Source organism: Altererythrobacter sp. H2, from assembly GCF_035319885.1.
Taxonomy (GTDB): Bacteria; Pseudomonadota; Alphaproteobacteria; order Sphingomonadales; family Sphingomonadaceae; genus 34-65-8.
The window spans coordinates 2,007,764-2,020,373 of the sequence record NZ_CP141285.1 but is presented as its reverse complement, the minus strand read 5'-3'; the positions used below and the strand labels follow the sequence as shown (position 1 = coordinate 2,020,373).

Annotated in this window: 8 protein-coding genes and 1 pseudogene; 5 read left to right on the top strand and 4 right to left on the bottom strand. The window is 58.0% G+C overall.

Annotated elements, in window-relative coordinates:
• Positions 1-47 precede the first annotated feature (47 nt).
• Both U4960_RS10140 and ppdK read left to right on the top strand, forming a co-directional pair.
• Positions 48-445, top strand: a pseudogene (locus tag U4960_RS10140) (transposase); the annotation flags it as partial.
• 168 nt (positions 446-613) lie between these two features.
• On the top strand, positions 614-3,280 hold the full coding sequence (gene ppdK / locus U4960_RS10135; protein WP_324260517.1) for a pyruvate, phosphate dikinase: 2,667 nt from the start codon (positions 614-616) through the stop codon (positions 3,278-3,280).
• Between the two features lie 375 nt (positions 3,281-3,655).
• Here the strand turns inward: ppdK and U4960_RS10130 are convergent, their stop codons facing one another.
• From U4960_RS10130 to U4960_RS10115, 4 genes are all read right to left on the bottom strand, one after another.
• Positions 3,656-5,074, bottom strand: a complete 1,419-nt coding sequence (locus U4960_RS10130) for an MFS transporter (protein ID WP_324260516.1) — start codon at positions 5,072-5,074, stop codon at positions 3,656-3,658.
• 307 nt (positions 5,075-5,381) lie between these two features.
• On the bottom strand, positions 5,382-6,479 hold the full coding sequence (locus tag U4960_RS10125; RefSeq protein ID WP_324260515.1) for an NAD(P)-dependent alcohol dehydrogenase: 1,098 nt from the start codon (positions 6,477-6,479) through the stop codon (positions 5,382-5,384).
• 36 nt (positions 6,480-6,515) lie between these two features.
• Positions 6,516-7,040, bottom strand: coding sequence for an aromatic-ring-hydroxylating dioxygenase subunit beta (locus U4960_RS10120; protein ID WP_324260514.1), 525 nt, complete (start codon positions 7,038-7,040; stop codon positions 6,516-6,518).
• A gap of 40 nt (positions 7,041-7,080) precedes the next feature.
• Positions 7,081-8,445, bottom strand: a complete 1,365-nt coding sequence (locus U4960_RS10115) for an aromatic ring-hydroxylating oxygenase subunit alpha (protein ID WP_324260513.1) — start codon at positions 8,443-8,445, stop codon at positions 7,081-7,083.
• 124 nt (positions 8,446-8,569) lie between these two features.
• On the opposite strand from U4960_RS10115, the gene U4960_RS10110 reads away from it, so the two are divergent.
• From U4960_RS10110 to U4960_RS10100, 3 genes are all read left to right on the top strand, one after another.
• Positions 8,570-9,490 (top strand): DMT family transporter, encoded by a 921-nt coding sequence (locus U4960_RS10110; protein WP_324260512.1) that lies wholly within the window; start codon positions 8,570-8,572, stop codon positions 9,488-9,490.
• Positions 9,491-9,520: 30 nt separating this feature from the next.
• Positions 9,521-11,422 carry an AMP-binding protein gene (locus U4960_RS10105; protein WP_324260511.1) on the top strand — a complete coding sequence of 634 codons (1,902 nt, stop codon included), beginning with the start codon at positions 9,521-9,523 and terminating at the stop codon, positions 11,420-11,422.
• Between the two features lie 238 nt (positions 11,423-11,660).
• Entirely contained in the window at positions 11,661-12,464 is an 804-nt protein-coding gene (locus U4960_RS10100; RefSeq protein WP_324260510.1) for an IclR family transcriptional regulator, read from the top strand.
• The last annotated feature ends 146 nt before the right edge of the window (positions 12,465-12,610 follow it).

Below are 12,610 nucleotides of genomic sequence, written 5' to 3'. Positions count from 1 at the left end.
CTTCGTTGGTAGCAGTCCGCAAATCCGCACGACCCAGCCAGACGCATCGATCACCATCGTACCCGAAGGCGATCAGGGTGGACAATGGCAGCGAGTTCATCTCTCGGGACATGGACCTATGGGCTTACCAACGCGGGGTGACCCTTGACTTCTCCCGTCCTGGTAAGCCCACAGATAATCCTGCCCTGAGCCTGTCGAAGGGACATTCATCAAAGCATTCAACAGCAAGCTGCGCAGCGAATGCCTGAACGCGCACTCGTTCTTATCGCTGGAAGATGCTTGCGAAACGCTGGAGGCGTGGCGCAAACATTACAACGAAGAGCGACCGCACAGCGCGATCGGGAATATCCCCCCGATCATGCTGGCAAACTCAGCCGGTGCAACCAGCCCATCGGACATGAGCAAGGCGGAATACTCCAGACCCGAGTGGACCGAGGTTGGGTAGCAGTGCACTGACGACGGACGACCGTCAATGATGCCGAAGCTCAGAGACGCCCATTCCGCCTCAGGTCACTTGCGCCTTTGTGCAATGCGTTGCACTATGTGGCGGACCTTCTTGCGATTCGAAGGCTAACGGGCAAATCTTGTCACGTTCAAGGAAACCAGCTTCATTATGAACAATCAAGTCTACGCCTTCGGCGGCGGCGCCAACAGCCAGGATCCGCGCAGCCGCGACAAGACGATTGTCGGCGGCAAGGGCGCAAACCTGGCGGAAATGGCCGGAATCGGCCTGCCAGTTCCCCCGGGCTTTACCATCACCACCGAACAATGCGTGTTTTATCTGGCGGAAGGAAATGACTTTTCCGACAGTCTGAAGGCCGAAGTGGCCGTAGCGCTGGCCCATATCGAGGCTGCGGTTGGCAAAAGCTTTGGCAATCCGGCCGATCCCTTGCTGGTTTCGGTCCGTTCGGGCGCACGCGTGTCGATGCCCGGGATGATGGATACCGTGCTCAATCTAGGGCTCAATCACGCCACCGTTGCGGGGCTGGCGCAAACTTCGGGCGATCCGCGCTTTGCCTGGGACTCCTATCGCCGCTTCATCCAGATGTATTCCGATGTGGTGCTGGGTGTGGACCACCACCTGTTTGAAGGCGCACTGGAAATCGTCAAGGAGAACAACGGCTTTTACTCCGATGTTGAGATGGAGGTGCAGCATTGGCAGGCGCTGGTCAAGGAATACGAAGAGATTGTCGAGGCTGAGCTGGGCCGCCCGTTCCCTCAGGATGTCCACGAACAGTTGTGGGGAGCGATTCGAGCGGTGTTTGACAGCTGGGATGCCGACCGGGCCAAGGTCTATCGCCGGCTAAATAACATCCCGGGCGACTGGGGCACCGCGGTCAACGTCCAGGCAATGGTCTTCGGCAATATGGGCGATACCAGCGCCACAGGTGTGGCTTTTACCCGCGATCCAGCCACTGGTGAGCGGGCGTTCTATGGCGAATGGCTGGTCAATGCCCAGGGCGAAGACGTGGTCGCCGGGATGCGTACCCCGCAATACCTGACCAAGGCCGCGCGCGAGCGGGCCAAGGCCAAGCCGCTATCGATGGAAGAGGCAATGCCGGCAGCTTACGGCAAACTGGCTGCGGTTTTCGAGCTGCTTGAAAAACACTACCGCGACATGCAGGACATCGAATTCACGGTTGAACGCGGGCAGCTGTGGATGCTCCAGACCCGCAGCGGCAAGCGCACCGCCAAGGCCGCGCTGAAGATGGCGGTCGACATGGTCCACGAAGGGCTGATCGACGAAAAGACCGCGATCCTGCGGGTCGATCCGATGGCGCTTGATCAGCTGCTGCACCCAACGCTCGATCCCCAGGCCCCGCGTGACGTCTTGACGCACGGCCTGCCGGCATCGCCCGGGGCGGCATCGGGCGCGATCGTGCTCGATTCCGACAGCGCTGAAAAGCGTTCGGCGATGGGCGAGGCGGTAATCCTGGTGCGGGTGGAAACCAGTCCGGAAGATATTCACGGCATGCACGCCGCCAAGGGCATTCTGACCGCGCGCGGGGGCATGACCAGCCACGCCGCGGTGGTGGCGCGTGGCATGGGGCGGCCCTGCGTTTCTGGCGCCTCGGCCGTCTCGATCGACCTCGCCAGCCGGTCACTGCGGATCGGCAACCGCGAGTTGAAGGAAGGCGATGTCATCACCCTGGACGGTGCCAGCGGCGAGGTTATGGCCGGGCTGGTAAAGACGATCGAGCCCGAACTGGTCGGCGATTTCGGCGTCCTGATGGAATGGGCCGACCGGCACCGCCGGATGAAGGTTCGCACCAATGCCGAAACCCCGGCCGATTGCCATACCGCGCGTCAGTTTGGCGCCGAAGGGGTCGGCCTGTGCCGGACCGAGCATATGTTCTTTGACGCCAAGCGGATCGCCTCGGTACGCCAGATGATCTTAGCTGAAGACGATGGCCAGCGACGCGCCGCCTTGGCCAAGCTGTTGCCCGAACAGCGCGCCGATTTTCACGCGATTTTTGAGGTCATGGCGGGCCTTCCCGTGACGATCCGCCTGCTCGATCCGCCGCTGCACGAGTTTCTGCCGCACGAAGATGCCGAGTTCGAGGATCTGGCCGAGATGATCGGAGTAGGGGCGGCAACCCTGCGCCGCCGGGCCAACGAACTGCACGAATTCAACCCGATGCTGGGCCATCGCGGCTGCCGCCTGGGGATCACCTTTCCCGAGATCTACGAGATGCAGGCCCGGGCGATTTTCGAAGCCGCCTGCGAGGTGGAAGCCCAGCACGGCCAGGCCGTGGTGCCCGAGGTGATGATCCCGCTGGTCGCCACCCGCAAGGAGCTGGAAATCCTCAAGGCCCTGGTCGATCGGACCGCGGCGGCGGTGTTCGCAGAACAGGGCCGGACAATGGCCTATCAGGTTGGCACGATGATCGAACTGCCGCGCGCGGCGCTGATGGCTGGCGAGATTGCCGAAGTTGGTGAATTCTTCTCGTTCGGGACCAACGATCTGACCCAGACTACGCTGGGCGTCAGCCGCGATGATGCCGCGCGGTTCCTTGGCGCTTATGTCGAAAAGGGAATCTTCCCGCGCGATCCGTTCGTCAGCCTGGATATCGAAGGGGTCGGCCAGCTGGTCCGGCTGGCGGCCGAACGCGGGCGGTCGACGCGGCCCGACATCAAGCTGGGGATCTGCGGCGAGCATGGCGGCGATCCGGACAGCATTGCCTTCTGTGAGGAGGTCCGGCTGGACTATGTCAGCGCTTCGCCCTTCCGGGTACCGATCGCGAGGCTGGCCGCAGCCCAGGCAATTTTGCAGAAATGAAGGACAGGCTCCTTACGCCGGTGAATATTCTTACACTGTCCATCAAAAGTTTCTCGGTTACAAAATCACCATCAGCCTTTTGCTCGATCAGTTCGATCAGACCTTTTTTGCCTAAAGACATCGTCATAGTCTAAGGTCGAATTCGCGTCCGGACCTAGCGAGAACTCCATAGAAGCGTTGGAGGCGATCCTTGGTGTTAGGAAGGCCGCCCAGACCGAGCGCTTAGCACTGATGCCAATCGACCAGCTAGGTAATGGCCTCAGTGCGGTAGCATGGGACGATATGGCTGTGCCGATTATGACAAATTTTGAGACTGATGCTGCATATTTGCGGGCCTACGTGCGCGATGATCGAACGGTTGCAGGCGGCTAGGGGTCACTCAACCATTGTGGTCCTGCTCCGATCTTTTCGCAGCAGGGTTGCGCTAGCCACCGCCAGAGCAATCAAGGCCGCAGCTACGATTGGCGCGTCACTCTGCGCGCCAAATTTGCGAAACATCAATGCGGCCAGAATGGCCCCTAACGTTTGACCAATCAGCCTTGACAACGACAGCATTGCCGAAGCCGCTCCAGCGCGGGCGTGTGGAGCAATAGCGATCATACTATGGTTGTTGGGAACCTGGAAAATGCCGAAGCCGATGCCGCAAATCGCTGCCGCTGCGACGAGCTGGAACGTCGAAACGCCCGGTTGCAACAATGACAGCCAAATTGCGCCACCGGTTAGGACGATCAACCCCGAAGCGCACAGCCAGGCTGACGCATAGCGATTGACCAGACGCCCGGAAACGAACGCTGCAATCACGATGCCGAGCGGCAGTGGCACCATGAAAAGGCCAATAGTCTCAGGTTTGAAGTGAAACCGTTGTTGCAGAATGAATGGGAATGACAATGTGATCAGCATCATGACAGCATAGGCTGTTGCAGACATAGCATAAGCTGTGCGCAGCGAGTCCAGCTTCAGCAAATCGAGCGGTACCATCGAGTCCTGGTTGGCTGTCGTGCGTTTACCGAGGAACCATATGGCCGGGATCGCGATGCTGATTGAAAGCAAAGTCCACCGAGAAGCGGAATCTTGAGCCAGATCATTGAGGAAGAGGAATAAGGCCGCAAAGCCCGCACAACACAACAAGGCCGAACGGTAATCGAATGCCTTTTTTTGCGACCCGGTCGAAGGGATTGCCCAGAATCCGAGCGCAAGCGCAAGCAAGCCGAACGGAAGCCCCACTGCAAAAATGGCGTGCCATCCCGCAATCGAAAGGACGAGCGCACCGACCGCCGGTCCGGCGGCCGAAGCAATCGAAACGGCGATGGTATTGTATCCTATGCCGCGCGGGACCAATGCAGGAGGGTAGATTGTCCGAACCAATGCCCCGCTGACCACCATTACTGCCGCGGCACCGATACCTTGCACAAAGCGCGACGACGCCAGAACTGCCAAACTGCTTGCGTTGATACTGCCAAAGGCTGCAAGCATGAAAAGCAAGAGGCCGCCCAGATAGACTTTCTTGTAGCCAAGGATTTCGGCGGCCTTTGCCATCGGCAAAAGCGCCATCACGATGGCGATCTGATAGGCGTTGATTGCCCATACCGATTTTGCCGCAGTTATGGCCAAACCTTTCGAGATGAAAGGCAGGGCTACGTTAGCAATTGATACGTCCATAATGGTAAGAAATATTGCACTCCAGATCGAGAGTGCCGCCCAGAACCGACGAGGAACTGGAAGCCCGGTTGTAGGTTGGGATCCGTCCGCAATAGTTGACGTCCCGACTTGGGGCGCTCCGTCGATCGAGCTCATGACGCCGCGGCTTGGGGCTTTTGGCCCATCTTTTTGCACTTCCCAAACATTATGACGGTCCTTAGCGTCATCCGCCAAGTGCGAGGCACGCGGTTTGCAGGTCTCTATTCGACTTCAGAATTATAAGCCCAACCTTGGTCATCGACGTGCGGCTTGCCGCATGGAACACTAAGAGCGAACGGCAGGCGATGCTCCTGTCCGTTCGCTCCCATTTTGTGGCCCTGCTGGTCGATCGGCCCCTAATCGGTCTAGCCCTGCGCCGCACTCTGTTGCGGTGATCGACCGCAGAGTGGGCGCAAAGGCCGCATTACATCTTGAGAATGGCCTTGATCGCGTTGCCGGAAACTTCCGTTTCCTCGACGGCTTGATTGATCTGGTCGAAATCGTAGAACGTGCAGAGCCGTTCGAACGGAAACAGACCGGCCTCGCGCATCGCAATCAGTTGCGGGATGAAGACTTGCGGCGTGCTCGAACCTTCGACCACCCCGCGCAATTTGCGGCCGAAAAGCATGTTGTTCATGTCGAGCGAGAATTCAGTGCCCAGTTTTGCCCCACCAACCACGGCAGTTTCACCCATGGTATGGGTACTGTCTACCGCGCTGCGCAGAACCTGCGGAATGGCGGTAGTATCAATCGCATAGTCCGCGCCGCCCCCCGTCATGGCAATGATCGTTTCCTGAGCATTGGTGGTTGTTGCGTCGATAATATCGGTCGCACCAAGTTCACGGGCCAACTGCAGACGCGTTGGATTGCGGTCGACCGCGATAATCTTGAGGCAACCGGAAGCCTTTGCAGCCATCACCGCGCTGAGACCAACCGAGCCGACGCCGAAGATTGCAATCGACGAGCCGGGGGCAGGCTGCAGCGCGTTGAGGACGGTGCCTGCGCCGGTCTGAATTCCGCAGCCTAATGGGCCGAGAAGTTCAATCGGTGCGTTGTCGGCAACCTTGACGCAGTTGTTTTCAGTTGCGATCGAGTAGGTCGCGAATGAAGACTGTCCGAAGAAGCAGGCATTCACATCTTCCCCGTTGCGGGTGATCGGGGTCGATCCGTCAAGCCGACGGCCCATGAAATTGAGCGGAAAAAGGCTTGGGCAATAGGCTTGGTGACCCTTCATGCACGAAGGGCAAGTCCCGCAATAGCTGAACGATAGCACCACCTTGTCGCCCGGCTTGACCGTGGTGACACCGCGCCCTACCTTTTCGACAACGCCAGAACCTTCATGGCCCAGAACGGCGGGAAGAGGGGTCGGGTAATACTGGTCGCGGACGGTAAGATCGGTGTGGCACATCCCAGCCGCCGCAATCTTGACGAGTACTTCACCGTCACGGGGCTCTTCGATATCGACGTTATCGAGGACAAATTTCCCGCCCTGGCTTTCAATGATTGCGGCATAGGCTTGCATAAAGGCTCTCCTCTTATTGCGCTCTTGGGCGCTTTATTAGCAGAAAAAGTACAGGTTCTTGTCTTGCGTCACGCGCGCATCGATCAGCAGTTTGCGCCGGAACACCTGGAAACCATTACCAACCCGGCGCAGCTTATCCTCACGCCCCAGCGTATGAACGGTCACTTCAAGTTGGCGGCGGTTGCGATAGACGACCACGTTTGAATAAACGTCGAACTCGCCATTGCCTGCATCGAAAGCTTCGACGTTGCTTACCATGTACCGGATCTTGGACGGCGGATCCTCCATCCAGACGGTGCCGGAATAAAGCCGCTCTACGCGTTGCTTGAGCTCGCCATAATCGTCATTATAAATTGCAGCATCGTCGGGTGTCGGGTCGGGGCGACGGTCGCGGATCAAGCGTTGTTCATAAATCGGCATCCAGTAATGGATGTCTTCGGCGACCATGTCCGCTAACCATTCTCGGTATTGCCCGTTCTGCAGCATCCGGACTTCGGCACGATAATGCATTTCAATCGCGGATTGGACATCCAATCCCGCTAAGGTCTGTTTACCCGACATAAACTCTCCGGCATTCGATACGTTTGAAAAAGTTTGTGAATTACTCGGCTGCGTCGGCTTTGTCGTTCCAGTAATTACGATTGGTGAAAATCGAATCCCAGGTGTCGTCGTTTGCCTTCACCGCTTTCCAATCGGGCGCGTCCAGCATTTCCTTCCAGAAGCGATAAAAACCGCGATGGGATGTTTCGCCGATGAAGCTGGATCCAACAATCCCCGGAAAAACGGGGTGCGGACCTTCGAAGCCGGCACCCATGCTGGAGTTGATCCGGCCGTCGCGGGTGATGGTTCCGCGGTTGACAAAGGTGGACGACGACATGTTCTCGCCATCGTCGCTTTCCAGCGTTCCGGCAGTGCCGAAACTCCGGGTGGCTTCGCGCTGGATCATGCTCTTCGTTTCCGCGTCGGCGTCACGCGGCACCATCGTGTAGGTCCACACTTCAATCTCGTGCGGGCCACGCGGATGCCAGACCTTGAACGTATTGGTTCCGTAAAGGAACGAGCAGCTCGGGAAGATCGAGCAGTTCCAGTGGCCAACATAAAGTTCTTCACGCTCCGGTCCGAACTTTCGGCCAACTTCAGCGCGGGTGTCGGCAAGGAATTTTGCCCAGCCATCGCGCTTTACGTGGATCGCCGGGGCGGCGTTGTTGATCACTCCGAAGCCATGCCCGTGCCGGGTTGTGAACTGATAGCCCAGACTTTCAAAGGGCAGGTCCGCCCGGTTCCCGGACAGACCGGCAAGTTCGCCGCCGATCTGGGCCAAGGCGCCGGCGTGGGTCCAGCCGACATGGTAGCCATCGCCGACGAAATTCTCTGTCGGCACCTTCCAATTGCAGGCCAGAAGACTTTTCATCGGCGGACCCAGCAGCTCCATCCCGCCACCGGCACCCTCCCAGATCGTATCGAGGTACCAACGGAATTCGCCCAGATATTCCTCCAGGCCTGGAGCGTCGGCATCGCCGCAGCCGAAAATGAAGCCCTTGTACGTCTCTACCCGAACGTGCTTGGCACCCAGCTTCGCCTTGTCGAGCTGGCCATGATAGCACCGCGTTTCGAGCGGGACATCAACCAGACTGCCGTCCTGACCAAAAACCCAGCCGTGGTAGTTGCAGACGAACGCCTTGGCATTACCGCTGTCGGCATGGCAAATCTGGTTGCCGCGATGGGTGCACGAATTGATGAACGCCCGGAACGAGCCATCTTGCTGATGCGACAGGATGACCTTGTCTTCAGCCATATAGGTGGTGATGAAATCGCCGGGCTTGGGAAGGAGCGACTCGTGGCCCAGAAACAGCCACGAACGTCCAAAAATGCGCTCCAACTCAAGGTTGTATACGTCCTTGTCCCAGAAAATCTCGCGCGACTGATTCAATTCGACATTGTCGACAAGGTTGGTGGTTCCAGGCATACTTCTCTCCGTACGGCTCTCTTGGCTTGAATCTAAAAAATTCAAACACTATAGGCAATGCGATGCACGATATGCAAAAAACTGCGCTTGCGCAAGTGCTGTTTGGCCTGTTTGGGCCCTGGTTTTGAGCACGCTTGCCCGTGGCCTCTCTGTCTGGCGAGACGCGCGATCGGCAGTCTGGAACTCGCCAACCTTGCTGCTTTGCCTGGCATCCTTTTTCTGGGCTTTGAATCCGATTGTCGCCCGCGCAGCGCGTGACTTGGTCTCACCAATGTCGCTTGCATTCTGGAGGTGGGTGGTTGCTTTTCTGTTCGTGCTTCCTTTCGCCTGGCGACATATCAGGGACGATAGGCAAACTCTGCGCGAGTCATGGCCAGTGCTTATGCCGCTCGGTTTTTTTGGTGTCGGGCTGTTCAGCTACCTCGTCTATGCGGGTCTACAGTATACTACTGCAACCAACAGCCTGATGCTGCAAGCCATCATGCCGATCATGACGATGGTGATACCTGCGGTTGTGTTCGGGGAGCGGTTGCGTCCACTTCTTGCTCTCGGCGCCGGACTATCGTTTGCGGGGGTCGTGTGGATCGTCACTCAAGGGCATCCGCTTGCCCTGCAATGGGGCGCACTCAACCGCGGGGATTTGCTCGCGGTGACGGCTGTATTCCTTTATTCGGCCTACGCCACCTTCCTTCGCAAGGCGCCGGCCGTGCATCACCTCAGCTTGCTCGCCGCCCTTTTTGCGATCGGCGCGGCGTCGTTGGCAACACCCTATTTCGCCATGCTGGCCAGCGAAGGCCTGTCGTTGCCGTCGGTCGAAGTCGTGGCTACCGTTCTGTATGTTGGGATATTTCCCTCGCTTGCCGCCTATGGCTTGTTCAACCGTTCGGTAGTGTTGATCGGATCGGTTCGCGCAGGGGTTTACATGAACTTGCCGACGGTGTTCGGGGTCGGACTCGCCATACCGCTCCTTGATGAATATTTATCTTCATATCATTTTGTGGGCGCGATCATGATCATCGCCGCGATCGCCATTTCACGTCGATAGCCCCGAGACTCTTCGAATGCGCAACCCAGGATGCATGAAGCCGTGACCGAAAAACAGCACAATCAGTCATATGCCGAAGCGTTTCGTCACGCTGCCGAAGACCCTGAAGGCTTTTGGGCGGACGCCGCGCAGACGTTGGACTGGTTTTCGGAGCCCCGGCTGACCTATGACGAAGATAAGGGCTGGTTTTCCGACGGGATTCTCAACACCTGCCACAATTGCCTGGACAGGCATGTCCTGGCAGGACGCGGCGATGCAGTTGCACTGAACTACGACAGCCCTTCTACAGGTGCCTTTCGCAGCTTCACCTATTCACAGCTGCTGATGGAAACGGGACGGGTGGCGGCGATGCTTGCCAGCCTGGGTGTGTCGAAGGGCGACCGGGTCGTCATCTTCATGCCGATGGTGCCCGAGACGGCCTTCGCGATGCTGGCTTGCGCACGATTGGGCGCGATCCATTCGGTGGTTTTCGGCGGATTCGCCGCACCGGAACTTGCCAAGCGGATTGATGATGCCAAACCCAAGGTAATCCTGACCGCTTCGTGCGGGCTCGAAGGGGCGAGGGTCATTGCCTACAAACCTTTGGTTGATGAGGCGGTCGAACTTTCGTTGCACAGCGTTGAACATGTCGTCCTTCTGCAGCGCGAGCGGCTGACGGCCGACCTTGGCCATGAGCGGGATATTGATTGGCAGGAACTGCGCAACCGCACCGCAAGCGATCCAATGCCAGCCTGTGTGTCGCTCGTTTCGGGGGACCCGCTCTATATCCTCTACACCTCGGGAACTACCGGCATTCCCAAGGGTGTCGTGCGCGACAATGGAGGCCATGCTGTTGCGCTTTCGTGGTCCATGGAGAATATCTATGGCATTGGTTCGGGTGACGCGTTCTGGGCGGCATCGGACGTTGGCTGGGTCGTTGGCCACAGTTACATCGTCTATGGGCCGTTGCTGGTGGGAGGAACCTCTGTCTTGTTCGAGGGGAAACCGGTTGGCACGCCCGATGCTGGCACTTTCTGGCGGACGATTACACGCAACAAGGTCAGAACCTTCTTTACTGCACCCACTGCGATCCGGGCGATCCGCAAGGAAGATCCCGAAGCAAGATCCTTGAAAGAGATCGGCACGGGCGAATGCCGCGCGATCTTCCTCGCAGGTGAGCGCGCGGACCCCGCAACCATTGAATGGCTTGAGCAGGAAAGCGGGCTGCCAGTGTTTGATCACTGGTGGCAGACCGAGCTGGGTTGGCCGGCCATCGCCTCATGTTTCGCGATGGGCGATTTGCGGCGCAAACCAGGCAGCGCGGGGCTTGCAGTGCCCGGCTACAAATTTGCAATTCTGCGCGACGATGGCACCGCGGTGGACGAGGGCGAAAGCGGCAACGTTGTCATTCAGACACCCCTGCCGCCTGGAGCCTTTCGGACGCTGTGGAACAACCAAGCTGGCTTTGCGAAAAACTTCGCCAGTTTTCCAGGCTATTACGAAACGGGCGATTCTGGCTATTGTGACGGCGTCGGGTTTCTCCACATCATGGGGCGGACCGATGACATCATCAATGTCGCAGGCCACCGACTTTCTACCGGTCAGATGGAGGAAATTGTGGCGCGCCTTGCGGAGGTCAGCGAATGCGCGGTGGTGGGCGCAAAAGACGCCGTCAAGGGCATGGCGCCGGTCGCCTTCATAACCGCACAGTCTGGGGCAGCGGATGAAGGCGCGATTGCCGGACTTGCAATCTCGGCCGTGCGCGCTGAACTGGGTGCCGTCGCGGCATTAAAGACCGTGTATGTGGTTGATCAATTGCCGAAGACCCGATCGGGAAAGATCCTTCGCAATCTGCTGCGCAAGATCGTTGATCGCGAACCTTTCAGTGTGCCGCCAACGATCGATGACCCGGCCATACCCAAAGCTATCGCCGCGCAGTTTGATGAACATTGATCCTCAGCCAGGCCAGTCTTGAAAGTCGCTATCGACCATACCTACCGAAGTCCTCCGCGCGACATTCCGGCTCAAGGAGGTTGTGGCAGCAGATGAACCCACTACACGTCGCTGATCATCTTTTCAGACGAATCCGTGCACCGAATTTTGCTCGACGCCGTTCCACATTTGAGGGAAAGCGCCTGGCATCTCACTCATCATCACCATATTTGATAAATTTGAAATATTGGACCAAGACATGAAGAAAACTAGTGAAGAATTTGATAATGGGATCAATGAAAATAATGATAAGAGGAAATCTATTCAGTCAGTTGAACTTGGTGTGCGCGTTTTATTGGCTTTAGTGGAGACAGGAGGAGATGAAGGGGCCTTTCTCCGCGAAGTGGCAGAACATTCAGGTCTGTCCCGCAGCCAAGCCCACCGGTATTTGCTTTCCTTTGTAAATACCGGGGTGGCCGAACAGGACGAAAGGAGCGGGCGGTATTATTTAGGCGGCCTCACGGTCCGTCTTGGCCTGGCGGCAATGGCACGGCTGGACACTGTGCGCATAGCCGCGCAGCATTTGGAAGATCTTTTGGCAGAAATGAAAACTACCGGCTTGCTTTCCGTGTGGGGCGATTACGGCCCAACTGTCATTCGCTGGATCGATGGTGGAATGCCGCTGTTTACAACTCTGCACACGGGATCGGTCTTGCCATTGCAGACATCGTCGACCGGGATCCTCTTTCTGACGCATTGCCCTCCTGAACAGACCAGGGAACGGGTCGAACGCGAGCGGGCTGAGGGTATTGTCGTCGATGACCTCGAACTTGCCGCGCAAATTGAGGAGGCCAGGCGGGTGGGTTTTACCAGGACTTACGGAACTGTCGTACCGGGACTATCGGCGACGTCGGTGCCGGTTCTGGATTCACAAGATCGCTTGGTCGCGACGATGAGTGTCTTGGCTCGTGCGGAACAAAAGACGTTTTTCAGCAAGGCCAAAATCGATAGGATCACTGGTGTGGCGCGCAGTGCAAGCAGGGCCATCGGTTGGCAGGGTTAGGCCGACACCAGATCACTCAGACTGTCAGGGTGAGAAGTAAAATAGTTGAGGGCAAGGCGTATGCACGCAGCATTGGGCCATTGCGACGTACCGAACGCCGAGCCGAAGAGCCCCGCCTGACCCAAACCCCGGTAGCAGCAGCTCCG

Bases quoted from the DNA above. Each gene is read 5' to 3' on its own strand.
- U4960_RS10100 (WP_324260510.1), top strand. From the start codon at position 11,661: ATGAAGAAAACTAGTGAAGAATTTGATAATGGGATCAATGAAAATAAT.
- U4960_RS10125 (WP_324260515.1), bottom strand. From the start codon at position 6,479: ATGCAAGCCTATGCCGCAATCATTGAAAGCCAGGGCGGGAAATTTGTC.
- U4960_RS10115 (WP_324260513.1), bottom strand. From the start codon at position 8,445: ATGCCTGGAACCACCAACCTTGTCGACAATGTCGAATTGAATCAGTCG.
- ppdK (WP_324260517.1), top strand. From the start codon at position 614: ATGAACAATCAAGTCTACGCCTTCGGCGGCGGCGCCAACAGCCAGGAT.
- U4960_RS10130 (WP_324260516.1), bottom strand. From the start codon at position 5,074: ATGAGCTCGATCGACGGAGCGCCCCAAGTCGGGACGTCAACTATTGCG.
- U4960_RS10120 (WP_324260514.1), bottom strand. From the start codon at position 7,040: ATGTCGGGTAAACAGACCTTAGCGGGATTGGATGTCCAATCCGCGATT.
- U4960_RS10105 (WP_324260511.1), top strand. From the start codon at position 9,521: ATGCATGAAGCCGTGACCGAAAAACAGCACAATCAGTCATATGCCGAA.